A 25,546-nucleotide genomic window follows, 5' to 3' on the forward strand; every position below is an offset into this window, starting at 1 on the left:
GCGGTCTACTCGGCTGGTGCGGGGGTAGGCGCTGGGGTTAGGTCGAGGCGACGGAGCTTGTCAGCTTTGAAGGCCGTTACCAGCACCACCACAATCGTCATGCCCCCGCCGAAAACTACCGAGCGCACCACGCCCAGCAGCCGCGCCATCGCGCCCGACTCAAACGAGCCGATTTCGTTGCTGGAGCCTATAAAGATATTGTTGACCGCCGACACCCTACCCTTCATATACTCCGGCGTGAAGGTATGCACCAGCGTCTGCCGCACAATCACGGATACGGAATCGAATACGCCCGTCATAAACAGCAGAAACAACGACAGCCAGATGTTAGTGGACAAAGCAAAGCCGATGGTGGCGACGCCAAAGCCCGCCACGGCCCACAGCAGCTTGCGCCCAGCTTTTTGGTGTAATGGGAAATACGTGAGCACCGCCGCCATCAGCACCGAGCCGATGGCCGGGGCTGCCTCCAGGTGACCAAGCCCGTCGGCACCTACCTTCAGAATATCTACGGCAAACACCGGCAGCAGCGCCACGGCTCCACCAAATAGCACCGCAAACAAATCCAGCGACAGCGCAGCCAGCACCAGCTGATTGCCCCAGATAAAGCGCAGGCCACTCAGCACGCTTTCCTGCAATGTTAGCTTGTTGCCCTCCAAAGGGGGTAGGGGCCGCGAGGCAATCAGCGAGAACTGCGCCAACGCCAGTACCAATAGCCCTGAGGCTACGGCGTAGGAATTGGCCACACCCAAATGAGCGATAAGATACCCCCCGATGGCCGGCCCCAGCACCGCCGCCCCCTGGTAGGTGGTGCTGTTCCAGGTGATGGCATTGGAGAGCCGCTCGCGGCTGGGTAGCAGCTGGGGCATAAAGGAAAACAAGGCCGGCCCCAAGAAGCCACGCGCAATACCGCTCACAAATATCACCGCGTACAGGGGCAAGGTACGGAGCGAGCCAGGCGCCAGAAAATTCAGTCCCCAGGGCGAAGCAAAAAACCAAAGCGCCAGCGCGCACAGCACCAGCACGGCTACCCCAGCCACTATAATGTTCTTGCGCCGCACCGAGTCGGCCACGTGCCCTGCATAAAGTGACACCCCAATGCTGGGAATGGCCTCCGAAAGCCCAATTAATCCCAGCGCCAGCGGGTCGTTGGTGATTTTGAAAATCTGCCAGCTCACTACTAGGCCCTGCACACGGGTAGCGATGGTATAACAGATACGAGCCGAAATCAGCCGGCGAAAATCCGGAATCCGCAGCGCGGCATATGGGTCGTGGAGGGGTGCCGACATGCAAGCAAATCAAGGGGAAACAAGCAACGAATATCAAAAGTAACCCGAAACCCTGGCAGCCTCCTTCCTGGTCAATAGCGGCTGCCCCTTTTGCGCTATCTTTTTTAACATTTTCTACTATATATAAATCATAATATTATCTGATCACCTTTATACATTAGAACGAGCGCAGAGTACTATCTCATCTTTTTCGGGTGCTCCATGTGTGAATCAATTAGTTGGATAATCGCGCTTTACGCGCTTTCAAGCGCCACTATGATTGGATAGCTCGATCATGAACATAATTTTTTATAAAACTTAAAATATTTGATATACTATATAAAATATTAAGGTTTCATAATACACAAAAAAATATTCGGCTAGCAGAGTTCAAGCGTTGCGTTTGGTACAACCATTCTTTACATTTGATCTTCATCCGTTGCTCATTTTAAGCGCTGCTTTCTTAACACTCATCCGGTAACCCCCCTCTATGGCCTGAAGCTCTACGTTCCCTAACTCGTAGCCTTTATGGAAACCATGCAGCCGAGCGATTCCGCTCTTATATCCCTTTACATTACCGGTAAAGAATCAGCTTTCGAAATTTTATTGGAACGGCATAAAAGCCGGGTGTTTACCACGATTATGCTGATCGTGCGCGATGAAGATGTGGCCGATGACTTGGTGCAAGACACCTTCATTAAGGCCATTCATACGATGAAAAGCGGGCGTTACAACGAAGAAGGGAAGTTTTCTTCCTGGATCTGCCGTATCGCGCATAACCTGGCCATCGACTTCTTCCGGCGCGAAAAACGTAGCCCTTTATTGAACCTGGATACAACAAGCCATGCCTTCAATTCGTTAAGCCTTGCGGAAGAGGGCGCGGAAGCGCAGCTCACCCGCGAGGAGACGTACGCCCGGCTTCGGGAGTTGATTCAGGACCTGCCAGCGGCCCAGAAGGAAGTGCTCGTTATGCGTCATTACGGCGACATGAGCTTCCAGGAAATAGCCAATGCCACGGGAGTCAGCATCAACACCGCACTGGGTCGTATGCGCTACGCGCTGATCAACCTGCGGAAGAAGATGGCCGCGCAACCCGTGTTCTATGATCAAAACCTTTACACAAGAGAAGCTGCTCCAGTACGTGTACAACGAGCTGCCAGCGAATGAACAACACGCCTTAGAGCAAGCGCTCCAGCACGACCCCGAGCTAGCCGCCCAGTGCGCCGACCTCCTCTCAACGCTACGTGCCCTCACGGCGGCGCGCAAGGCGCCCAGCGATGCTGCCACGCAAAACATTCTGCGCTACTCGCGCACATTTCCGCACTCTTCCTAAAGGCTACCCCACCGAGCTACGTTTAGTTGCTGCATTTTAAAGCAGGACTGGACGTAGCTCGGCGCGGTTATGTACTTTTGACCGATGTTTTTCACCGGTCCATCTTTCTATGCGCAAGCCTGAGCGGTATCGTCGCTTTCTGGAGTATTTCACTACGCACTTTCCGGCTCCTCAAACGGAGCTACACTACGCGAATCCGTACGAGCTGATTGTAGCCGTGGTCTTGAGCGCACAGTGTACCGACAAGCGCGTCAATCAAGTGATGCCGGCGCTGCTTCAGCAATTTCCTACCCCGGCGCATCTGGCAGCAGCTTCGGCAGAAGACGTTTTCCCATTCATCCGCAGCGTTTCCTACCCCAACAACAAGGCGAAGCACCTGGCGGGCCTAGGCCGGATGCTTGTGGCTGATTTTGGGGGCGAAGTACCCAGTACCATTGAAGAGCTACAGCGCCTACCGGGGGTAGGACGCAAAACGGCCAACGTGGTAGTATCGGTGATATACAACCAGCCCGCTATGGCCGTGGATACGCACGTGTTCCGGGTATCGCACCGGCTGGGGCTCGTGAGCCGCACGGCTACTACACCGCTAGCTGTGGAGAAGGAACTGGTGAAGTACATTCCGGAGGAGCTAATTCCGAAAGCGCATCACTGGCTGATTTTGCACGGCCGCTACATCTGCGTCGCTCGCTCACCGAAGTGCAGCAGCTGCCCGCTCACCGATTTTTGCCAGTATTATGCTACGCAAGTAGCACCCGCAGCTGGTACTACAAAAACTACTTCAGCGCTGAAATCTCCTAGTAAATCTGCTCTTTAGTACAACTTAGTCTAAAACTAGTATCTGGTAGCACAAACACCCATTAGGGTTGTTTCGCGCTCTGTTCCAGAATGTTCTGCATAGCTGAGGCTAATTCTTGACGGTCGAAATATTGCGGTGCTACCCGTTGTCCGGCTTGACCAGCCGCTGAGATGATACTAGGTTCTGCAAGTAGCTTGGCTATATGTGTGGCCAAGGCCGCAGCATCACCGGCTGGCACATACCAGCCGCAACCCTCTGTTTCTACCAACTCTTTCGTCCATCCGGGATTTGTGACGATTACCGGCGTGCCTACCGCCAAGCTGTCGTAGAGCTTAGCCGGCGAATTAGCATCTAATACCGGTAGCCCCAAGAAGGATACTATCGATACATCGGCCAATCGAAACCACGTGAATACGGCATGGCGGGGTTGGGGCGGCACCAGCCGAATAGCGGCGCAACGCGCCGCCGCGGCATGCACTAGTGGCTCATCGTAGCCGTGTCCCATAAACAGCCACACTAAATCCGGATGATTAGGAGCCAATTGCTCGGCCGCCGCCAGCAGGGTAGGAATATCGTTGGCCCTCCCAAAGGTACCAGCGTACAGCACTACCCGTCGGTTTTGCCACTTGTTTGCCTGCCGAAGTGCGGCTACAGCTTCGTCGGTGGCCAGGGCAGCCAGATCCAGGTCGGTACCATTGAGGATAGTCGTTATTTTCTCCTGGCTAAACTGCCAGCCCTTGCCTTTCGCTAATCCTACCCCAGCGACGTAGCTGCTCATATCTGGCGAAAGCGTTACAATGTGCTGCGCTGAGCGGTACAGATTACGTTCTAAAGCGTACAGCCGCCGTTGCGCCCATTGGTTAGGCACCGCGTCCATGGCAATTGGAAAAGTGGGCCATAGATCCTGCACCTCAAATACCCACGGTACTCCCCGCAACCGCGCTACCTGCGCAGCGGCCCATGCAGCTGTTAGCGGAGTTGATATTCCCCAGATAACGTCGGGTTTATCGATGCGCAGCCCTTCGCGGATGGCGTAGGCGGCGTAGCGCCCAAAGGATAGCAACCGTTGCCCTACCCCCATCTTGTTCTCATATGCCACTGCTGCCGTGCGCACCTCTACCCCTTCTGGTAACCAAGGGTAGCGATGCGTGAGGCGCAGTCGTTCCCAGGTGTTCGTCGTAATCAGTGTGATGCGGTGCGTACGCGCCAAATGAGCCAGCAACGTGTAGTGCCGGCTGGTAGCCGGACAGTCGGGGTTGGTGTGGTGCTGGCTGAATACGGCGATGTGCAAGAGGAATATTGAGTTTTAAGTGTTGACTGAGTTGATTTCATACTTCAGCACGCCTTCTTCACCTTATCACAAGATAGACCAACATCAAAACTTCACAGTTTTTCTATTTCCTCTTCGGCTTATAGTGCGAGTCGTTGAGGATACGCTGGGCGTCGCGTTGGGCCATAAGCTGCGGCAGCGTTGTTTCGGGGTGCTGCTCCATGTATTTGCGCACAATCTGCCAGCCTACCCACACGCCCAAGCGGCCGGGAGCAGTCTTATCGATTTCGGGCGTACTAGGCCGCTCGCCGATATATTTTTTAATTACAAACGGGTCAGCCGTATACAGTAGATTCTTTTCGATGAAGTGTGCCCAAATCTTCCCTTCGTTGAACTGTACGCCAGCCAACTCCTTATTCGTATAGCCGATCAGCAACGAATCGGGCATGCAGGGCAGCATCTTTTCGGCAAAATAGAGGCTTTTACCAAACTGCACCATATCGCGCAGCATGGTATGGTTGCCGGTCAGGCCACGATTGTACTTACTGGAAATAGTAAGAGCCAGCGCCGGCAGCACGTGCGTGGGCGTATAGCGCCGGTTGATATAGGCCGGCACATCGGCGCGGTAGGAGGCAGTTGGCCCCACAAAAAAGTCCAGACTGAGCACAATCAGACTGTCGTTAGCAAACAGTGCATCCTTGCTTGGTTCCTTACCCAGGCCGCTCACAAACGTCTTCACTGGCGGCACCCGAAAACTGGGGTAGTAATAGCGCACGTGCTGAAACAGACCACGTAGTTCCTGTTGCAAGCTGTCCGTATTTTGAAATGCCGCTTCCGTCTCTCGTCCTAGCTTTTGCAGGCCGACATTGGTGGCCAACTGTGTCATGGTTTGCGTCAGCTGCTCCGCTTCGTAGCGCCCTGCCAACAAATACTGGCGTGCGAACAAAGGATGCTGCTCTATGAAGCGCTGGGCTTCGGCCGGGTTTTTGATTTGAAAAAACGGTTTTTCCAGCCGCTCTAGCTGCACTGGTGCCTCCACTTTGGCTATGTCAGGATTCTGCTCGCAGTCGGCACCAGTGGAGCAGGCCGTAAGCAATAGCCAGCCCAACAGGGCTGCTACTACAGAACGTATCGGAATTAGGTTGTCCATCACACGTATATTTGAGGCGAAAATAGCCAAAAGCAAACGCTGCGCCGTTTGCTTCTTTTCTTACTGCCGATAGTTCGGCCCGCTTTATGAAAAAACTTCTGCTTGCTCTGGGTGCCACCCTTCTCACTATCAGCGCAGCTTCGGCTCAGGTTGAAATTGGTCTGAAGATTTCACCCTCTATCACCAGCTTGCGCGCCGATTCGCCCCGTAACGGCACAGGAGCCACCGGTTTCAAAAATGAAAAATCGAAGCTGGGCTTTGGCGGTGGCGTTATCATCGACTATTTCTTTGGCCAGAACTATGCGTTCAGTTCCGGTTTGTTTTTAACTGGCAAGGGAGGCACCGTGTCTTATTATGATACAGCCCTAGGACGCCGTCAAGAGCAAAAGATAGGCGTACAGTATTTGGAAGTGCCCGTTTCGCTAAAGCTTTTCACCAACGATATTTCTGAGGGTACCAAAGTGTACTTTCAGGTAGGTGGCACACTGGCCGGCGCCATAGCCGCGCGCATCAACGGTGAAAAGTATTACACTGACCCTGGCATCAGCAATGCCGAAACTCGGGCCAGCAAACACGTCATTATTCCTGATGTAGGACTATTAGGCGGCGCTGGAGTAGAGTATCTATTGGGCCAGAGCACCCGCCTGATAGCCGGTATCTCCTACCACCACGGCATCGTTAATATCGACCGGTATTTTGATAACACCCGCAAATTCAGCAACGTAACACTGAAAAACAGTGAAGTAGCGTTGGATCTAGGTATCAAGTTTTAAGTTGCGCGTTAAATGCGTCTGCATTCTACGCCTGCGGAGGACCTTATGCTAGTTGAACAAGTCGTTGTTGTGTAAGTCGCTCTGCCGTAAGTAGGTTCTTCACGAGTTCAGGAGGGCAAACCCATTTAAAGGCGCCACTGAAAAGCCCGCCCTACTCCCTCGGAGTAAGGCGGGCTTTCTTCTTATTCAGGGGAGATTTTCGCAGAAAAATCAGTCCGTTATTTCCACTTCGCGGTCTTGCATCCGGCTCATGGCCGCCGCGGCCGAGTGCAGCTCGATGTCCTCGCCGTGCTCGTCTTCGATGCGGTAGTCGGTGAGGCCCAGACTAGTGTCTTTCATCACCTTCACCCACTTATAGTATTTCAAGTACCACTTCATCTGCCTCGATACCAAACCTTTGGTATAGTAGGCATGCAGGAAGGGATGTACGTAGAGCGTAATTCCCGACTGATTTTGCGTCAGCAGCAAATCATCTATGCTGTTGTCGATTTCGTCGGTAACCAAGATAGAGGCCGATATTTTGCCGGTGCCGCCGCAGGTAGGGCACACCTCACCCGTGACGATAGCCTCAGCAGGACGTACCCGCTGTCGCGTGATTTGCAGCAGCCCAAACTTGGTAATGGGTAGAATGGTGAACCGTGCTTTGTCGTGCTTCATCACGTCGCGCACAGCGTCTTCTACCTTCTTACGGCTCTCCGGCGACTTCATATCAATAAAGTCGACGACGATAATACCGCCCATGTCGCGCAGGCGTAGCTGCCGGGCTACTTCTTTAGCAGCCAGCATGTTAATCATGAGAGCCGTAGCCTCCTGGTCGCCTTCCTGGTTGCTTTTGTTGCCCGAGTTCACGTCGATAACGTGCAGGGCCTCGGTGTGTTCAATCACCAGGTAGCCTCCCCCAGGCACCGATACCGTTTTACCAAACAGCGTCTTCAACTGCTTTTCGATGTTGTGCTGCTCAAACACTTTCACCTTACCGGTGTGGAGCTTGAGCAGCCCTAGCTTATCGGGAGCAATTTTCTGGAGGTAGCCACGCATCTCGTCGTGCAAGGCCGGCGAGTCGACGATGATAGAATCGAACGACTCGTTGAGCATGTCGCGCAGCATAGAGCTGCTCCGGCCCAGCTCACCCAAAATCTTATCGTTCGGCTTTGCCTTACGAAGCGTTTGGAAGAGCTGCTCCCAATTATCGATCATGCTTTGCATGTCCTTATCCAGCTCGGCCACTTCGCGCCCTTCAGCTACGGTGCGGATGATTACCCCGAAATTATCGGGCTTAATGGACTGGATAAGGCGCTTGAGCCGGTCGCGCTCTGTGCGGCTCACAATTTTCTTGGAAACGCTGATAACGTTGGAAAACGGCACCAGCACTAGGTAGCGACCTGCCATCGAAATATCGGTAGACAGGCGCGGCCCTTTGGTAGAAATAGGCTCCTTCACGATCTGCACCAGCAGCTGCTGGCCTTTCTTGAGCGTGTCGGCTACCTTTCCTACCTTATCAAGTGGCCCCTCAAACTGAAACGTTTTGAGCGGCCCAACGGTAATTTTCTGCGATTGTACGCCTTTCACCCATTTATTTAGCGACAGGAAATTTTCTCCCAAGTCGCCGTAGTGCAGAAAAGCGTCTTTTTGATACCCGATATCAATGAACGCGGCGTTCAGACCGGGCATAACTTTCTTGACCGTACCCAGGAAGATGTCGCCAACAGAATAGTTGGTATCGTTGCGGTCGAAGTGGTATTCGAGCAACCGCTTATCCTGAAGTAGAGCAATTCGTTCTCCCTCCTGAGTAGAATTAATGATTAATTCGTTACTCAATGGATTAGGTTAGTTAAGCAACTCCCTGACTGGCGGACCCTTGCACCACCCGAAACCCGCAAAGGGAAGCCAATGCGCACGGCACCAGCTTCCCTTTCAAGCCACGGGGAAAGTATACGGCTAACCACTCTCGGGGAATTTATATGAGAGATAGACGGATGCTTCTTATAGCAGAAACAGCCGACAGCAGACCCCGGAAGGCTTACTTCTTCTTATGACGATTCTTGCGCAGACGCTTCTTCCGCTTGTGGGTGGCAATCTTATGACGCTTTCTCTTTTTACCGCAGGGCATGAGTTGATGGGTTAAGGGTTAAAACTTGAATTATGTGTACTTTAGGAAACCTCGTACCAGCCGAGGGACGGCAAAGGTACGGATTTCATTTTGTAGCTCCTTTATTGTAATTTCTGCAGCTGTTCGGCTACTGAGGCAGCCAGACCAGGGTCGCTGCTGAGGCTCTTTGCCTTGGCAAACGCTGCTTTAGCCTCTTCTTTGGCGCCGGTTTGCGCCAAGGCAACGCCCAGGTAAAACTGCCCTTCCACGTTGTTGGGATGAGCAGCCGTTAGCTCCCGGAAGCGCTCCACGGCTTTATCGTACTGATTACTCTGCATGGAGAGCAGTCCGAGGTTGTAAAGCGCTTTTTCGTTTTTGGGGTCGGTAGCAATTACCTCCCGCAACAACGTGACGCCCTGCACGGGGTTGTCGCTGGCCATATAGGCCATGCCTAAATTGGTTTTGGCATTCAGGTTATCGGGATTATTCTTAAGCACCCGCTCGTACAACTCCCGTGATTTGGCACCCAGCATCTTGCCCCGCTCAGCGGTAGCAGCAAAGCTGAACGCCTCGAAATACTCGTCGGCAGCGCGCTGCCAGGCCTGCTCACCGGGGCGGGCTACTGCTACCTGTTCGTAATAGTAGCCAGCGCTATCAAATTTCTCAACGGCCTTATACTGCTTAGCCAGATCGGTAGCTAGGCGCAGCTTGGTATTGCGGTCGGTGGTAGCATTGTATTGCACCAGCAAACCGTTGATGCTGCTGCGCTGCTGCGCCGTGAGGGCCATGTGTGGCTGCTCGGGAGTAGCACCGGCCGGCCGGCCGTCGGCTTCTACCGACGCTGTAGAAGGTGCCGCAGCACCCTGGTCACGGTTGGCCGTGCGGGCGGCTGTTTGAGCCGTCAGTTCGCTTTTGCCCTGTTTGGGCTTTACAATCACTTTCGGCAACAGAAATAAGGCGATAACCAGGGCAACGGCTACGGCAACAACGGTGAGCTGGTGAGACGATTTTGCTTGGGCCATGCAGAAAAAGCAGGCCGTCGGGTAGTTGCCCAGAAAGGGCGCCCGACGGCTCCGCTACAATAGTACAACAGAAAGTTAGGCGTTAGCCGTTTCTTTGATTTTCTTGCTGTTTTTGATTTTACCGATGAATGTTTTCGACGGCTTGAAGCTCGGAATAAAGTGCTCGTCGATGATGATCGAGGTATTTTTTGAGATGTTACGGGCCACTTTCTTTGCCCGTTTTTTGTTTACGAAGCTACCGAAGCCGCGCACGTAGATGTTGTTGCCTTCGGCCATCGAATCCTTAACTACTTTAAAGAAGGCTTCAACGGTTGCGGACACGTCTGCTTTCTCAATGCCAGTTTTGTCGGCAATTTCGGCGATTACTTCTGCTTTAGTCACGCTGGTAAGTGTACTATGGGGTGAAAAAATGTACTGGGCAAGTTCCCGATTCAACACGTAAGCCTTTGCCCATTAGGCTGTTCGCTTCCGAATTGGGGCCACAAAGGTAGGTTGCTTTTTTGGTTTTCCAATTTTTTTCCCACAATCCCGGCCTCTGTCCTATTCTTTGACAAGTCTTTCTGACTCACTGCTTTGAACAACGTTCCTCCCGCTTCTGTTCATTCTACTTTTGCAACCGCCCTGCTTAGCTGGTACCCACGCCACCGTCGTGACCTGCCTTGGCGCCACACTCGCAACCCGTATGCCATTTGGCTATCGGAGGTGATTTTGCAGCAAACCCGCGTGAAGCAGGGCCTGCCCTACTACCTCGATTTTATTAGTTCCTACCCTACTGTGCATGACCTTGCAGCGGCACCAGAAGACGAGGTGCTGCGCCACTGGCAGGGTCTAGGCTATTACTCCCGTGCCCGCAACATGCACCACACGGCCCAGCAGGTGGTGCGCGAGTACGGTGGCCAATTCCCAACTACTTATGCTGAGTTGTTGAAACTACGCGGGGTAGGCCAATACACAGCCGCTGCCATTGCGTCCTTTGCTTTCGATGAGAAGGTAGCGGTGCTGGACGGCAATGTGTTTCGGGTACTGAGCCGTGTATTTGGGCTCACAGAAGATATTGCGGCACCAGCCAGCCGCAAAGTGTTTCAGCAACTCGCCGATACGCTGATTCCGGCCGACGCGCCGGCAGAGTTCAACCAAGCTATTATGGAATTTGGGGCTATACAGTGCACCCCTGTGAAACCAGACTGCCTGTTTTGCCCATTGCAGGCGCAATGCTATGCCTTCCAGCACGGTATGGTAGCGGAGTTGCCCATTAAGAGCAAAGCCAAAGCAGCCCGCACACGCTATTTTCACTACTTGGTGTTGCGCCACGCCGATACGGTCTATATGCGCAAGCGCACAGGCAAAGACATCTGGCAAGGGCTGTATGATTTCGCCCTGACAGAAACGGATTCAGATGAGCTGGCGGCTGTGGAAGTACTACGACAGGTAGAAGCTTTAGGTGGTACGGTTGCGTCAGATAGAGCTGAAGAACCTTCAGCGACCTACCGCCATGTGCTCAGCCATCAAAAGCTAGAAGCTCGATTTTATCCCGTACGATTAGAAGCAGCCCTACCCGTTGAGGCACTGCAGAAACTGGGATTGGCGGCTTTTAACGCTGCCGAAATAGAGGCCTTACCAAAGCCAATTCTTATCACTAACTACATTAGCAAAAAGTGAATTATTTAAGCTAAAAAACTTGGAATATGTATTTTTATCTATTATCTTTAGATCAGTAAAGAATATGTCACACAGAACGAAAAAGTAACACTATGGCAGGCATCAACAAAGTCATCCTGATTGGCAACTTGGGCAAAGACCCGGAGATTCGGCATCTGGAAGGCGGCGTCAGCGTCGCGAACTTCACCCTAGCCACCAACGACTATTACAAAGACAAGCAAGGCAACCGCGTGGAGCGCACCGAGTGGCACAACATCACAGCGTGGCGCGGATTGGCCGAGATGGCGGAGAAATACTTGAAAAAAGGCCAGCAAGTGTATGTAGAAGGCAAGCTTCGCACGCGCCAATACCAAGACAAGGACAATCAGACGCGCTACATCACCGAGATTGTAGCCGATGAGCTAACCATGCTGGGCGGCCGCCCACAGGGTGATGATACTACCCCCGCGGCGGAGCAATCCGCCGCGGCTACGGTCACATTCCGGCAAGAGCCGGAGCTTGACCAATTGCCGTTTTAATCTTTTGCCCTACCCGGCTTTTATGAGCCTCGGCACGCTGCCGGGGCTTTTTGCGTTTTATAGAGGCGACTGGCAACCGCCCATCGTTGCTGACATTGTTTAGGAGCAGCAGAATGCCCAATAGCTACCAACATTATCTAAAACTAGCAAACAACAGGAGGCCGCAATATGCCTCTACCGCCTTATCTACTACCTTTACTACGTGAACTCTGCCTTGCTTTGTATGCCCGTTTCCGCTTCCCTACGTGGCCTTGGTGCCGCGCTGAGCTTTTTGCTGCTGGCAACCGGCTGCTCGTCGGCACCCGATTACACCCCGAAGCCTAAAGGCTACAACCGCATCGACTTGCCACCCCACAGCTACCAGCAGCTGGCACCGGGGCACCCGTATACATTTCAATATTCGCGGCAGGCAAAGATTCTGCGTGACTCGTCCTACCTGGCACAGCCACACTGGCTGAATATTTATTACCCCCAGCTGCATGCCAACGTGCAGATTACGTACGCCGACCTTAAGGGCAACCGCCAGCTCTATAATAAGCTGCTGGAAGACGCCCGCAAGCTCACCAGCAAGCACGAAATCAAGGCAACGGCCATTGATGAAAACACAATGCAAACGCCAAACGGTATGCGCGTCTCGGTGTTTGAGTTACAGGGTGAGGTACCTAGCCAGTTTCAGTTTTATACTACCGACAGTACCCGGCACTTCTTCCGGGGTGCACTGTATTTCCGTACAGCTACCGCCAACGACTCGCTGGCGCCAGTGATTGAATACGTGAAGCAGGATGTAGTGAAGCTACTAAATACATTAAAGTATCAGTAAGTTGGCTGTCAGCGACTAACTGTTGCTGTTAGCTTTCTGCACCTTTTTTTGAAACGAATAGCTAACAGCCAACGGCTAACAGCTAGTAGATGAGTAATTTCTTTCAGACTAAAATAGAGTACCTGCGGGGCGTGGGCCTGCAACGAGCGCAACTGCTGCAGAAGGAGTTGGGCATCTTCACCTACGGCGACCTGATTCAGCGCTACCCCTTCCGCTACCTCGACCGCACGCAGTTTTACAACATCGTGGACCTGCACGACGACCTACCTTTTGTGCAGGTGAAAGGCATTTTGCGCAACCGTGAGGTAGTGGGTGAAGGCCCCAAAAAACGCATGGTAGCCAAAGTGGCCGACGAAAGCGGCGAGTTGGAGCTGGTGTGGTTTAAGGGAGTGAACTACCTGGAGAAGATTATTAAGAATCACCAGGAGTACATTGTGTTTGGTAAGCCCACCATGTTCAACGGTCGGCCGCAGATGGCCCACCCGGAACTAGAGGAAGTGACGGAGCAGAAGGCCGGGCAGAGCTTTTTGCAGCCGGTATACAACACCACCGAGAAGCTCAAAAACTACCACCGCATCGATAGTAAAGCTATTATGCGTATGGTGGCTGATTTGCTGAAGCTGGCCCTACCCCAGGTAACGGAAACCCTGTCGCCCTACCTTATTCAACAATATGGCCTAATGAGCAAGGCCAATGCGTTGCAGCAGATTCACTTTCCGCAGAGCACAGAGCTGTTACAAGCTGCTCGTTTTCGCCTGAAGTTTGAAGAGCTGTTCTACGTACAGTTGAAACTTCTGCGCCAGCGCGACCAGCGCAAGGTGGAGCTAGCCGGGCAGATCTTTAAGGAGGTGCCATCGCTGGTACATTTCTATAAGAACGTGATGCCTTTTGACCTCACCGGCGCACAAAAGCGGGTTATTCACGATATTTATAAGGATTTTTGCTCGGGCAAGCAGATGAACCGCCTACTACAAGGTGACGTGGGCTCGGGCAAAACCATTGTGGCATTTATCTCCATGCTGATGGCCGCCGACAACGGCGCCCAAAGTTGCCTGATGGCGCCCACTGAAATTCTGGCCGACCAGCACTATACTGGCCTGAAAGTGTACGCCGATATGCTGGGCCTGAAAATTGGCCTGTTGACGGGTAGCACGCGCACGGCCGCGCGACGGGTGCTGCACGAGCAGCTACGCTCGGGCGAGATGCACATGCTGGTAGGCACCCACGCGCTGCTAGAGGATGTGGTGCAGTTCCGCAACCTGGGCCTCACCATCATGGATGAGCAGCACCGTTTTGGGGTAGCGCAACGCTCGAAGCTATGGCAGAAGAATCCGCACGTGATTCCGCACGTGCTGGTGATGACGGCCACGCCCATCCCGCGTACGCTGGCCATGACGCTCTACGGCGACCTGGACGTGTCGGTGATTGACGAGCTGCCGGCTGGTCGCAAGCCTATTATTACAGTGCACCGCTACGACGCCAACCGCCTGAAAGTCTTTCAATTCCTACGCGACCAGATCAACCTGGGCAGGCAGGTATACATTGTGTACCCGCTGATTGAGGAAAGCGAAGCCATGGCCGACTATAAAGACCTGATGGACGGCTACGAAAGCATTGAGCGGGCTTTTCCGGAGTTTCAAATCAGCATTGTACACGGCCGCATGACCGCCGGCGAGAAGGACGCCGAAATGCAACGCTTTGTGGAGCGCAAAACTCAAATTATGGTAGCCACCACCGTGATAGAGGTAGGTGTGAACGTACCGAATGCCTCGGTGATGGTGATTGAAAGCACCGAACGATTTGGCCTCTCGCAGCTACACCAGCTGCGCGGCCGGGTAGGGCGCGGCGCCGACCAAAGCTATTGCATTCTGATGTCGGGCTACAAGCTCAGCAAGGAGTCGCGCACTCGCATTGAAACCATGGTGCGTACCAACAACGGTTTCGAAATTGCCGACATCGACCTGAAGCTGCGCGGCCCCGGCGACCTGATGGGTACCCAACAAAGCGGCGTGCTTGACCTCCTGATTGCCGATTTGGCGAAGGATGCCCGAATCTTAACAGAAAGTCGGGCTGCTGCCAATCAACTACTCCAGGAGGACCCTACCCTACAATTGCCCCAAAATCAGAATATCCGGCACCATATTGAGTCGCTGCCAGCTACGGCTGTCAATTGGAGTCGTATCAGCTAGACTCCTTTGGTGCGACTATGACACCAAAAAAAAGACGGCCTAAGGGGCCGTCTCAGAAGCACTATTTATTGATTGACTACCTCATTGGTAGTGAAATACGCGGGAGTAATCCGCCACGGTTGCTGGTTAGCCTGCACACTCACTACGCGGGGGTATAGTTGACGCGTGAAGAAAGAAATGGGCTGGGTAGAAGTTGCTTCTAAAGCTAACGAATCGGGGGCGATAGTAATAACCGCTTCGGGAGACTGTTGTTTCACTAGCTTACCAGCTACCAGCAATCCCGAGAGCAACAATGATTTTACTAAGAACTTCATAAAGGAAAGGTATTTGCAGTCTGTATGGCACAAAGTTGAGGCCAACCTTTGTATACCACCTGTTTTTTGTATTTACCCAATTCTACTTTCCTGTATAGCGCCGCTCATTGCCATCTTTTGCGCTACACATTTTGCCTCTTACTTGCTGTATCCGAGTGCAAAGTAAAGGCATTTTCAACAAACAGCAGTTAAACAAACCATTAAGCTTCTGTGAAAGTTAGGCTTCTCGCAAGCCTATTTTTACTAATCCGGCTCATATACGTAGACATCTGATTATTGATCATTTTTGCGCGTCATTTTTTTCCAATGACGTCTTGTTCTTTCCTTAACTCTCTTTCTCTGTGCGATTTACTTTTTTATCATCGACCATCTTGTTAAGTGTGATTTTGCTGACACCGAGGGTAGGGCAAGCACAGAAAACGAAAGCGGTATCGTTTGCATACCTACCCGAACAGTCATACGATCGGTACAATCAGCGTGTACCTCAAAAGACCCTTTCGCAACCAGACGGCGGTTTTGTGATTTTAGCACATAAATCAGTTGCCGGCTATGCAGTCGAGCGATACGATGGCGAGTTGAAACGCGTGTGGAGCACCGATTTACCCCTCACAGCTGAAGAAAGCATCGAAGGATTTGCGCAAAGCAGCCAACAGGCTACCGTAGTCGTATACCGCAAAACCAGCGCGGCCCAGCAGCTTATAGCCTATTCGCTCGACCTGAAAACCGGGCAGAAAAGCGCGGGAAAGAAGCTGACAGAAGCCGGCCTGCGCGACCGGCGGCCGGGAGTAGCCTTTTCTCCGGATGGCACCCATACAGTAGCATGGCGCTACCTCACCCGCGACCAGCAGATTAAGGCTATCCAGGCGGCTGTGTATGACATGCAATTAATGCAAGTGAAGGAGCGCACATACGATTTTCACGACCAGGGCGCTTTTTTTTCCACTACTGTGAGCGTGGGCAATGATGGCGCACAGTACGTCACGCTCCTCAGCGACGAGATGAAAAAGCTAAGTGTACGGCGTTACCTCAATACCAGCACCGAAGTGAAAGTGATGTCGGTGGCCCTGGGTGGCGTGTTTGGCGGGCAGGAAGTGATGGTGTTCGACGCAAAGTTTAGTCTACAAGCCAACAACACATTATATGCCGCTGCTATTTGCACGGAGCGCAAAACGGGGCTTTATCATAGTCTAAAGGCGGTAAAATTTGATTTCACCGGAGAGGGCGATATGAAGTTTGCGCCGGAAGTAAAATTCTCACCCGAGTACTTAGCTGAAACAAACAAAGCTACGCAAGGCACCAGCAAGCGTTTAGAAGATATATACTTGGCGCAATTGCTACTGAATGAGGACAAACAGTTGGTTATTATCGCGCAGAAGCAATACGAGGAAGGCGGCGAGAACTCACCGATTCATTCGCGGGAATTGCACCTGTTTGGCTACAATGAGTTTTTGGCACCGCGCTGGCATACCATTATAAACAAAAGCCAGGTAGCCCCGCCCGCTGAGGCATTCACCAGCATTGGCTTCCGGGCCGCCGTATTCGGTCCCGACCTGCAACTCCTAACAGAGGAAACTATCAAAGGAAAGTCTGATCTGTACGTGCGCCACGTTGATATGACAACTGGCGTAGTACAAGACCCCAAAGGATTAGGCCTGAAAGTAGCCAACGACCAAAATCTGGCCTATGTGAAGGATTTCACCACTTGGGCCGATGCCAAAACCATTATCGGCGTGAGCCGCCCTAGCAAGAAATCCGCTGCGCTGATGTTGAATAAAATTGTGGTGAAGTAAGTCTGAGCTACGGATTCGCTCGGATGCCACGGATTTTGTGGATAATTCGTTAGGCGTTTTCATCTTGTACCGAAAACAAAGAAGGCGGCCCATCTGGGCCGCCTTCTTTGTTTTTTCAATCGTCCACAAAATCCGTGGCATCCGACAAATCCGAGCGGATCCGTGGTTCAGATATTAATATACGTATTCGTTGGCTTCAATCAGCTTGGCGGCAATGCGGCGGCGGGCTTCTTTAGCGTTGAAAAGGTCTACTTTGGTGAAGCGCTTGAGGCCCAGTGACAGGAGGCGTTGCTCATCGCCCTCTACCATAGAGGCAATGGCATCTTTCCCAGCTTTGTTCACAATGTCCACCGCATCGGCTAAGTAAACGCGGGCAATGTCGATTTGCGTAGCCAGAGCCTCTTCGCCTTTCTCGGCGGCTTCTTTCTCTACCCGCAGCAGGGTGCTTTCGGCCACATAGGTCTTGATGGCCATATCGGCAATGTTCATCAGAATTTCCTGCTCCTTAGCCAGCGAGTTCATATACTTCTGCACGGCTGTGCCGGCCACCATCAGAATAGCTTTTTTCAGCTTCTGAATGGTCTTTTTCTCGGCAGCAAACAGGCCAGTTTCCTCTTCTACGTTGAAGTCGGGAATAGCCATCAGTTCATTTTGTACGTCCTGGGCCGGACCCATCAAATCCAGCTCGCCCTTCATGGCCTTCTTCAAAATCATGTCTACGGAGAGCAAGCGGTTGATTTCGTTAGTGCCCTCAAAGATGCGGTTGATGCGCGAGTCGCGGTAGGCGCGGTCCATGGGGTAGTCGGCTGAGAAGCCGTAGCCGCCGTAGATCTGCACGCCTTCATCTGTCACAAAGTCTAGCACTTCCGAGCCTTCTACCTTCAGCATAGCGCACTCCACGGCAAACTCACGGGCGGCGCCCAGCAGTGCCTCATTGGCACCCTGACCCTGCGCCAACAGTTCCTGCTCGGTGCGATAGATATCCATGCCGGCGCGGTATATAGCCGATTCTACGGCGTATATGCGCACGGCCTGCTCAGCCAGTTTCTGCCGGATGGCGCCAAACTTAGAAATCGGCAGGTTGAACTGCACACGCTCATTGGCATACTTCACGCTCAAGGTAGCGGCCATTTTGCAAGCGCCCAGGCATGCCGCTGCCAGCTTGATGCGGCCAATGTTCAGAATGTTGAAGGCAATGAGGTGGCCTTTGCCAATCTCGCCCAACACGTTTTCCTTGGGAACCTTCACATCTGACAAGAACACCTGTCGGGTAGACGAGCCTTTGATACCCATCTTATGCTCCTCGTTGCCGAAGGTGAGACCGGGCGTGTCGCGCTCCACAATGAAGCCGGTGAATTTTTCGCCATCGATTTTGGCAAACACGATGAATACGTGTGCAAAACCGGCGTTGGTGATCCACATTTTCTGACCGTTGAGCACATAATGCTCCCCATCTTCGGTCAGCACAGCTTTGGTTTTCGCACCCAGCGCATCGGAGCCAGAGCCGGGTTCGGTGAGGCAGTATGCCCCTACCCACTCGCCGGTCGTTAGCTTTGGAATGTATTTCTGCTTCTGCTCCTCGGTCCCGAAATACAGAATTGGCAGCATGCCGATGCCCGTGTGCGCCGCAAACGCCACCGGAAACGAGTGGCCGCCCCCTACCCCTTCCGTCACCAGCAGGGCCGTGTTGAAGTCCATGTCGTAGCCGCCGTACTGCTCGGGAATGCTCACCCCAAACAGGCCCAGCTCCCCGGCTTTCTTCATCAGGTCTTCCATCAGGCCTTCCTCATGATTGTCGAGGCGTTCTAGCAGGGGCTGCACCTCGCTGGCAATAAAGTCCAGGCAGGTTTGGTGCATCATGCGCTGCTCTTCCGAGAATTCAGCGGGCGTGAAAACGTCTTGGGCGTTGGTTTCTTTGATAATGAATTCGCCGCCTTTGAGGGATTTCTGCGTTACTTCCATGGTCGGGTGCGGTATGTTCGTGGTGAGTGAAAATTCAGATAAAGTTAATACAAGTAGTCGGCATGCAGCGTATTTATACGTGTATGTGGTCTACTCCCTGGTTGTATCGAAAGGTACAAAAATTTGTTATGCTTGCCGAGTAATTAACGAAAAGAAAACCCCGATTGGTTCGGGGTTTCTATTGTCATTCCGAGCAGCGCGAGAAATCTGAGTAAACACTGCTAATAGTCTGATTCAGATTCCTCGTTTCACTCGGCATAACAAACTACTTCAGCAGCTCATAAATACCTGCCACGCCCTGGCCGCCGCCTACGCAGGCTGTCACCATACCGTACTTCTGGCCGCGTTTGCGCAGCTCATCGAATAACTGAATAGACAGTTTGGCGCCGGAGCAGCCTAGTGGGTGGCCTAATGCAATAGCGCCGCCGTTCACGTTCAGCTTGTTGGGGTCGATACCCAGCTCGCGTTGCACGGCGATGCTCTGGGAAGCGAAGGCTTCGTTTAGTTCAATCAAGTCGATGTCTTCGAGCTTCATACCAGCTTGCTTGAGCACTTTCGGTACGGCTTTTACAGGGCCCATGCCCATGATGCGCGGATCTATCCCTTCGGTGGCGTAGTTCACCATACGGGCTACAGGCTCTAGGTTCAGCTCTTTCACCATGCGCTCCGACATCACTAGCACGAAAGCTGCGCCGTCAGAAGTCTGTGACGAGTTGCCGGCCGTGACGGTGCCGCCCTGGGCAAACACTGGCCGTAGCTTAGCTAGCGCTTCCAGAGAAGTATCGGCCCGCGGCCCCTCGTCGGTATCTACCACATAGGAGCGGGTTTTCTTCTTGCCACTGGCTGCATCCACGTAGGTTTCCTCTACCGTGATGGGCACAATCTGGTCTTTAAACTTGCCTTCTTCCAAAGCTTTGAGAGCCTTTTGATGCGAGTTGTAGGCAAACTGATCCTGGTCTTCGCGAGAGATGCCGTAGTCCTTGGCCACGGCTTCGGCCGTGAGGCCCATACCCATGTAATAATCAGGGTGGGCTTTGGCTAGCTTGTAATTAGGCACCGTTTTCCAGCCTACGGTGGGCACCAAGCTCATACTTTCTGCCCCACCGGCCACGATGCAATCGGCCATACCGGCGGCAATTTTGCCCACGGCCATAGCAATGGTTTCTACACCAGAGCCGCAGTAGCGGTTCACAATAAGGCCCGACACATTGAGGGGTAGGGAAAGCAAAGAAATCAGACGCCCCATTTGCAACCCCTGCTCGGCCTCGGGCACGGCATTGCCTACTATTACATCATCAATGCGAGTAGGGTCGAGGGCAGGCACAGAGGCAACGAGGTGCTTGATGACGTCGGCGGCGAGGTCATCGGTACGAGTGAAGCGGAAGCCGCCGCGCGGGGCCTTGCCCACGGCGGTTCTATATCCAGCAACTATATAGGCTTGTTGAGACATGGTAGTTTCTTTTGTCATCCTGAGCGCGGCGAAGGACCTTATCACGCCCGCGCCGCTGGGAATATGAGTGCCGACGAAAGCAGCCGTGATAAGGTGCTTCCTCCGTCCGCATGACAAACGATTAGTTTCTGAGTGGCTTGCCCGTCGTCAGAATCGACTGAATTCGTTCTAGCGTTTTCCGCTCGCCAGTCAGGCTTAGGAAGGCTTCACGCTCCAGGTCTAGCAGGTACTGCTCGCTCACTTCGGTAGGCGCCGACAGGTCGCCGCCACACATCACATAGGCCAGCTTGTCAGCTATTTTCTGATCGTGGGCCGAGATATAGTTGCCCTCTTTCATGGCAAACACGCCGGTGTTGAACATTGCCAGCGCGCCACGACCGTGTACTTTAATGTTGGTTTTGGGTACGGGCTGGGTGTAACCGGCATCGGCCATTTCGAGGGCGGCGGCTTTGGCTTGCGCAATCACACGGTTGCTGTTCACCACAATTTCATCGCCGCGGCGTAGAAAGCCTAGGTCGAAGGCTTCAGCGGCGGAGGTAGAAACCTTGGCCGTGCTGATGGTCATGTAGGTGTTGCGCAGCAGGTTGTATTCCGGCTCGCCTTCCTCGTATTTAGCGGCGGTCCGCAGGGTCATTTCTTTTGTGCCACCCCCGCCGGGAATTAGCCCTACCCCAAATTCTACGAGACCCATGTAGGTTTCGGCGGCGGCTACTACTTTGTCGCAGTGCAGGTTCAGCTCGCAGCCGCCACCCAATGCTAGGCCGTGGGGCGTGCCCACCACCGGAATGCTGCTGTAACGCATGCGCATCATCGCCTGCTGGAACTGCGCAATCATCAGATTCAGCTCGTCGTAGTCCTGCTCCAGGGCAAACATGTACACGAGCCCCAGGTTGGCGCCGGCCGAAAAGTTGGGTGCGTCGTTGCCGACTACCAAGCCGCGGTAGCCTTTCTCGGCCATGTCCACGCCCTTCAGCAGGCCCTGAATCACATCGGAGCCCATGGCGTTCATCTTCGAGTGGAACTCCACGTTCAGGATACCGTCTCCGAGGTCGAGGACCGAGGCACCGGCGTTTTTCCACAGCACTTTACCAGCAGCCCGCAGGTTGTCAAGAATGATAAAGTTCTCTACCCCCGGAATAGGCTGGTAGGATTTCGATTCAAGGTCGTAATACTGGCGCGTGCCCTTCTCGTCTACTTTATAAAAGGTAGTATGGCCGGCGGACAGCATCTCGCCTACCCACGGCGCCATGGTTTTGCCTTGGGCCTCGGCTAGCTCTACGCCTTTCTGCACGCCCAGCGCGTCCCAGGTTTCAAACGGCCCTAGCTCCCAGCCGAAGCCAGCACGCAAGGCGTCGTCAATCTTGTAGAGGGCGTCCGTAATTTCGGGGATGCGGTTGCTGACGTAGGCAAACAGCCCGGCAAACGACTTGCGGTAAAACTCGCCGGCTTTGTCTTTGCCGCCTACCAGTACCTTGAAGCGGTCAGCAAGCCTTTCGATGGGCTTGGTGGCCTCTAGGGTGGCAAACTTAATTTTCTGGCTTGGCTTGTACTCCAACGTGTTCAGGTCGAGGGCCAAGATTTCGGTTTTGCCGCCCGCACCTTTGGTTTTCTTGTAAAAACCCTGACCCGTTTTGTCGCCCAGCCACTTGTTCTCGCTCATTTTCTGCACGAAGTCGGGCAGCGTGAACACCGCTTTGGCTTCGTCATGGGGTAGGCTCTGGCCGAGGCCCTTGGCTACGTTCACGGTAGTATCGAGCCCTACCACATCGGAAGTGCGGAAGGTAGCCGACTTGGCGTGACCAATCACGGGGCCGGTCAGCTTGTCTATCTCTTCCACCGTCAGGCCCAACTCCTGCATCACATGCATGGCATCGAGCAGACCGAATACGCCTACCCGGTTGGCAATGAAGCCGGGTGTGTCTTTAGCCAATACCACGGTTTTACCCAAGTACAGGTCACCGTAGTGTTGCAGAAAATCCACCACGTCCGGCTTGGTATCAGGGGTCGGGATGATTTCAAGCAGCTTGAGGTAGCGCGGCGGGTTGAAGAAGTGCGTGCCGCAGAAATGCTGCCTGAAGTCCTCGGAGCGACCTTCGGCCAGCAGGTGAATCGGGATGCCGGAAGTGTTGCTCGTAATCAGCGTGCCAGGCTTACGAAACTGCTCTACCCGCTCATACACGCTCTTTTTGATGTCGAGCCGTTCTACAACTACCTCAATCGTCCAGTCGCAGCCGGCAATGTCTTTCAGGTTATCCTCAAAGTTGCCGGTCTTGATCTTCGACACATCCTGCTTGCGGTAGAGCGGCGAAGGGTTGGCCTTCACGGCAGCTTCTAGTGCGCTATTCACAATGCGGTTGCGCACGTGGGGCTTATCCAGCGTCAGCCCTTTTTTCTCCTCATCGGGGGTCAATTCTTTCGGCGCGATGTCGAGTAGCAGCACCTGCACACCAATATTGGCAAAGTGGCAGGCAATGCGCGAACCCATCACGCCGGAGCCCAGCACCGCTACTTTCTTGATATTTCTATTCATAAGTAGGTGAGTAGAGGCGCCTTGCAGACGCCCATGAAGTAGAGTATGTAGTTGCAAACGAATAGCCCAACAAGGGACTCTCTAAGCAGGCATTTCCTTGCGCGATGGTTTCACCATAAAGTCATCGAAAAGCGTTTTGCCCTCGATCATCCCCGTAATCTGCCCTATTACCTTAAAGAACACATCGAGTTGGTTTTGCGGAATCTGCTCGCGCACTTTCTGGTTGAAGTGACGTACGGTTTGGCGGGAGATTTCCTTACCGCGCAGGCCCTCTTCGGTCAGAAAAATGCGCACCGAGCGCTTGTCGTGGGCATCAGCCTGTTTGTAGATCAGGCCCTTTTCTTCCATGCTGCGCAGAATGCGCGTAAGCGAGCGGGTTTCCAGACCCAGTAGCGGCGCTATCTTGGTAGCGGGCGTGCCGTTTTCCTGATCGATGTTCAGCAGCACAAAGCCGATGCTTGTAGTGATATCATGCTTAGCGGCCTGCGCATTGTACATGCGCGAAATGGCGTGCCAGGCTACTTTGATGTTATAATCGACGGTTTCTTCCGGTTTCATGGGCAAGGTGAAGTCTGGTAAACATACGATTATTTGTTATGCTTGCATACTAAGTGAGGGCAAAAAATTTGACAGAGTAGGGAGGCAAGTACCCCCTACCCTGCCAAGTCTATCGCTTCTCGTTGAACTCGTAGATGCTTTCGATTACATCCTTCATGTTCTCGGAAATCACCTTGCGCTTCAGCTTCATGGTAGGTGTCATCTCGCCGGTTTCTACCGACCACTGCCTGGGCACCAGCACAATTTTCTTGACCTGCTCCCAGTGTGCAAAATCGTTGTTGTAGCCGTGTATGAGGTTGTTGTAGAGCTTGATTACTTTCTCGTTCTGCACAGCGTCCGCTAGCGAACCAATCTCTACGCCATTCTTCTTTCCCCAGCTTTTCAGCTCATCCATGGCCGGCACTACCAGGGCAGAGGGAAATTTGCGGCCGTCGCCTACCACCATAATCTGCTCCACCAGCGGCGACTCCTTCACCTTGCTCTCAATCACCTGCGGGGCAACATACTTGCCGCCCGAGGTCTTGAACATCTCTTTCTTACGGTCTGTGATTTTGAGGAAACGATTCTGCACAAACTCCCCAATGTCGCCGGTGTGGAACCAGCTGTCGGCGTCGATGGCCTCGGCGGTTTTTTCGGGCTGGTTATAGTAGCCCTTCATCACAGAGGCCGAGCGGGTCAAAATCTCGCCGTCGGGCGCAATTTTCACCTCAATGTTGTCGATGAGTGGCCCTACCGTGCCAATCAGGTTGTTCTCGGGCTCAAAGCCTCCAACGGCAATAACGGGCGAGGTTTCGGTGAGGCCGTAGCCCTCCATCACCCGAATGCCACCGGCCCAAAATACCCGCGCCAGGCGTGGCTGCAAGGCACCACCACCGCTCACAATACAGCGCAGATTACCGCCCAGCGCCTCGCGCCACTTGTTGAAAATGAACTTGTTGGCCAGCGCCAACTGCGTATTATATAGGAACCCCTGGTCTTTCTGGGTATCGTATTTCAGGCCCAGATCTAAGGCCCAGAAAAACAGCTTCTTGCTGACACCTTCCAGCGTGTGGCCTTTCGCTACTATCTTCTCATACACCTTCTCCAGCAAACGAGGCACGGTAGTGAAGATTTCAGGCTTCACCTCACGCAGGTTGTCGGCAATGGTTTCCATGCTTTCGGCGTAGTAGATGCTCACGCCGTGCGTCATGTAAAGGTAGGTCACCATGCGCTCGAAAATGTGGCAGAGGGGTAGGAAGCTCAGGGCCTTATCCTTAGGCCCTACCGGCACAAAGGGCGCAGCACTGCGCAGGTTGCTGAGCAGGTTGTCGTGGCTGAGCATTACCCCTTTGGGCTTACCCGTGGTGCCAGAGGTATAGATAAGCGTGAGCAAATCATCGGGTTGCACGGCGGCTTTTAGCGGCTCCAGGTCGGCGGGGTTGCCCTCCCTACCCATATCCAGCAGCTCCGAAAAGTGCCGGGCACCGTCAATCTTATCGAAGCTGAAAATATGGTCGTGGGCGATGTTCATGCCTTCGGTGGCAGCCAGTACCTTCTCGTGCAGCTTCTCATCCGACACCAGCACGGCCTTCACATCGGCGTCGCTGAAAATATGCTTGTAGTCCTCTATCGTGATGCTGGGATACATAGGCACCACCACCGCACCAATCTGCGAGATGCCGGAGTCGGCCAGCATCCACTCGGGCCGGTTCATGGCAATAAGGGCCACTTTATCATCTTTCTTTAAGCCCAGCTTCACCAACCCCAGGCTCACTAAGTTGATCTGATCAATGGCTTCCTGGGTACTCATTTTTTGCCAGCTGCCGTCGCGCTTAGCGGCCATGCAATCGGCTTTGGGAAATTTTGCCTGCTGAGCAGGTAGAATATCAAATGTGCGACGAATGTCCATAAAGAGAGCAGAAGGATGGGAAATGCTGCTTAAATAACCGGATTTTTCATAGAAAAGCTATGGGCTAGCAGATTGGCTGTAGGCTAACTTGCTGACCACCTACTTTCTACTACGCAAAAAGCCCTTGGGTAGTGCCTTTTGCGTAATTTTGGGCCTCTACGCTTTGCTTG

At 53.3% G+C, this 25,546-nt stretch carries 21 protein-coding genes; 9 read left to right on the forward strand and 12 right to left on the reverse strand.

Going from position 1 to position 25,546, the window contains the following annotated elements; genetic code table 11:
- Positions 1-5 precede the first annotated feature (5 nt).
- Positions 6-1,286, reverse strand: a complete 1,281-nt coding sequence (locus tag MUN82_RS15380) for an MFS transporter (RefSeq protein WP_245091848.1) — start codon at positions 1,284-1,286, stop codon at positions 6-8.
- A gap of 507 nt (positions 1,287-1,793) precedes the next feature.
- Here MUN82_RS15380 and MUN82_RS15385 point away from each other — a divergent pair.
- From MUN82_RS15385 to nth, 3 genes are all read left to right on the forward strand, one after another.
- Positions 1,794-2,432, forward strand: a complete 639-nt coding sequence (locus MUN82_RS15385) for an RNA polymerase sigma factor (protein WP_245091850.1) — start codon at positions 1,794-1,796, stop codon at positions 2,430-2,432.
- Positions 2,368-2,598 carry an anti-sigma factor gene (locus MUN82_RS15390; protein ID WP_245091852.1) on the forward strand — a complete coding sequence of 77 codons (231 nt, stop codon included), beginning with the start codon at positions 2,368-2,370 and terminating at the stop codon, positions 2,596-2,598. Before MUN82_RS15385 ends, MUN82_RS15390 begins: the two co-directional genes overlap by 65 nt.
- A gap of 109 nt (positions 2,599-2,707) precedes the next feature.
- Positions 2,708-3,412, forward strand: a complete 705-nt coding sequence (gene nth / locus MUN82_RS15395; protein WP_245091855.1) for an endonuclease III — start codon at positions 2,708-2,710, stop codon at positions 3,410-3,412.
- 43 nt (positions 3,413-3,455) lie between these two features.
- On the opposite strand, the gene MUN82_RS15400 is transcribed toward nth, so the two are convergent.
- Positions 3,456-4,685 (reverse strand): glycosyltransferase family 4 protein, encoded by a 1,230-nt coding sequence (locus MUN82_RS15400; protein WP_245091857.1) that lies wholly within the window; start codon positions 4,683-4,685, stop codon positions 3,456-3,458.
- A 103-nt stretch (positions 4,686-4,788) separates the two neighbouring features.
- A complete protein-coding gene (gene gldB, locus MUN82_RS15405; protein WP_245091859.1) occupies positions 4,789-5,814 on the reverse strand; it encodes a gliding motility lipoprotein GldB in 1,026 nt (341 codons plus the stop codon).
- 86 nt (positions 5,815-5,900) lie between these two features.
- Between gldB and MUN82_RS15410 the strand changes: the two genes are divergently transcribed.
- The gene (locus MUN82_RS15410; RefSeq protein WP_245091861.1) at positions 5,901-6,587 is read left to right on the forward strand and encodes a porin family protein; all 687 of its coding nucleotides are present in this window, start codon (positions 5,901-5,903) and stop codon (positions 6,585-6,587) included.
- A gap of 210 nt (positions 6,588-6,797) precedes the next feature.
- Here MUN82_RS15410 and MUN82_RS15415 read toward each other — a convergent pair whose 3' ends face one another.
- The 3 genes from MUN82_RS15415 to MUN82_RS15425 all read right to left on the reverse strand — a co-directional run bounded on the left by MUN82_RS15415 (position 6,798) and on the right by MUN82_RS15425 (position 10,079).
- On the reverse strand, positions 6,798-8,405 hold the full coding sequence (locus MUN82_RS15415) for an Rne/Rng family ribonuclease (protein WP_245091862.1): 1,608 nt from the start codon (positions 8,403-8,405) through the stop codon (positions 6,798-6,800).
- Positions 8,406-8,798: 393 nt separating this feature from the next.
- On the reverse strand, positions 8,799-9,698 hold the full coding sequence (locus MUN82_RS15420; RefSeq protein WP_245091864.1) for a tetratricopeptide repeat protein: 900 nt from the start codon (positions 9,696-9,698) through the stop codon (positions 8,799-8,801).
- Positions 9,699-9,773: 75 nt separating this feature from the next.
- A complete protein-coding gene (locus tag MUN82_RS15425; protein ID WP_185282339.1) occupies positions 9,774-10,079 on the reverse strand; it encodes an HU family DNA-binding protein in 306 nt (101 codons plus the stop codon).
- Positions 10,080-10,271: 192 nt separating this feature from the next.
- Between MUN82_RS15425 and mutY the strand changes: the two genes are divergently transcribed.
- The 4 genes from mutY to recG all read left to right on the forward strand — a co-directional run bounded on the left by mutY (position 10,272) and on the right by recG (position 14,884).
- Complete coding sequence (gene mutY / locus MUN82_RS15430; protein ID WP_245091866.1) at positions 10,272-11,357, forward strand: A/G-specific adenine glycosylase; 1,086 nt, start codon at positions 10,272-10,274, stop codon at positions 11,355-11,357.
- A gap of 92 nt (positions 11,358-11,449) precedes the next feature.
- Positions 11,450-11,875: a single-stranded DNA-binding protein gene (locus MUN82_RS15435; protein WP_245091868.1), complete on the forward strand. Its 426-nt coding sequence runs from the start codon at positions 11,450-11,452 to the stop codon at positions 11,873-11,875.
- A gap of 223 nt (positions 11,876-12,098) precedes the next feature.
- A complete protein-coding gene (gene gldD, locus MUN82_RS15440; protein WP_245091870.1) occupies positions 12,099-12,695 on the forward strand; it encodes a gliding motility lipoprotein GldD in 597 nt (198 codons plus the stop codon).
- 89 nt (positions 12,696-12,784) lie between these two features.
- The gene (gene recG / locus MUN82_RS15445; RefSeq protein WP_245091872.1) at positions 12,785-14,884 is read left to right on the forward strand and encodes an ATP-dependent DNA helicase RecG; all 2,100 of its coding nucleotides are present in this window, start codon (positions 12,785-12,787) and stop codon (positions 14,882-14,884) included.
- Positions 14,885-14,949: 65 nt separating this feature from the next.
- Here the strand turns inward: recG and MUN82_RS15450 are convergent, their stop codons facing one another.
- Positions 14,950-15,198, reverse strand: a complete 249-nt coding sequence (locus MUN82_RS15450) for a hypothetical protein (protein ID WP_245091874.1) — start codon at positions 15,196-15,198, stop codon at positions 14,950-14,952.
- Between the two features lie 518 nt (positions 15,199-15,716).
- On the opposite strand from MUN82_RS15450, the gene MUN82_RS15455 reads away from it, so the two are divergent.
- Complete coding sequence (locus MUN82_RS15455; RefSeq protein ID WP_245091876.1) at positions 15,717-16,988, forward strand: hypothetical protein; 1,272 nt, start codon at positions 15,717-15,719, stop codon at positions 16,986-16,988.
- Positions 16,989-17,162: 174 nt separating this feature from the next.
- Here MUN82_RS15455 and MUN82_RS15460 read toward each other — a convergent pair whose 3' ends face one another.
- The 5 genes from MUN82_RS15460 to MUN82_RS15480 all read right to left on the reverse strand — a co-directional run bounded on the left by MUN82_RS15460 (position 17,163) and on the right by MUN82_RS15480 (position 25,376).
- A complete protein-coding gene (locus MUN82_RS15460; RefSeq protein WP_245091878.1) occupies positions 17,163-18,950 on the reverse strand; it encodes an acyl-CoA dehydrogenase FadE in 1,788 nt (595 codons plus the stop codon).
- A 265-nt stretch (positions 18,951-19,215) separates the two neighbouring features.
- On the reverse strand, positions 19,216-20,400 hold the full coding sequence (locus tag MUN82_RS15465) for a thiolase family protein (RefSeq protein ID WP_245091880.1): 1,185 nt from the start codon (positions 20,398-20,400) through the stop codon (positions 19,216-19,218).
- A 121-nt stretch (positions 20,401-20,521) separates the two neighbouring features.
- Positions 20,522-22,930 carry a 3-hydroxyacyl-CoA dehydrogenase/enoyl-CoA hydratase family protein gene (locus tag MUN82_RS15470; protein ID WP_245091882.1) on the reverse strand — a complete coding sequence of 803 codons (2,409 nt, stop codon included), beginning with the start codon at positions 22,928-22,930 and terminating at the stop codon, positions 20,522-20,524.
- An 81-nt stretch (positions 22,931-23,011) separates the two neighbouring features.
- On the reverse strand, positions 23,012-23,488 hold the full coding sequence (locus tag MUN82_RS15475; RefSeq protein ID WP_245091885.1) for a MarR family winged helix-turn-helix transcriptional regulator: 477 nt from the start codon (positions 23,486-23,488) through the stop codon (positions 23,012-23,014).
- A gap of 109 nt (positions 23,489-23,597) precedes the next feature.
- Positions 23,598-25,376 carry an AMP-dependent synthetase/ligase gene (locus MUN82_RS15480; RefSeq protein WP_245091887.1) on the reverse strand — a complete coding sequence of 593 codons (1,779 nt, stop codon included), beginning with the start codon at positions 25,374-25,376 and terminating at the stop codon, positions 23,598-23,600.
- Positions 25,377-25,546 lie beyond the last annotated feature (170 nt).

Origin of the sequence: Hymenobacter aerilatus, from assembly GCF_022921095.1 — a bacterium.
Classification (GTDB): domain Bacteria; phylum Bacteroidota; class Bacteroidia; order Cytophagales; family Hymenobacteraceae; genus Hymenobacter; species Hymenobacter aerilatus.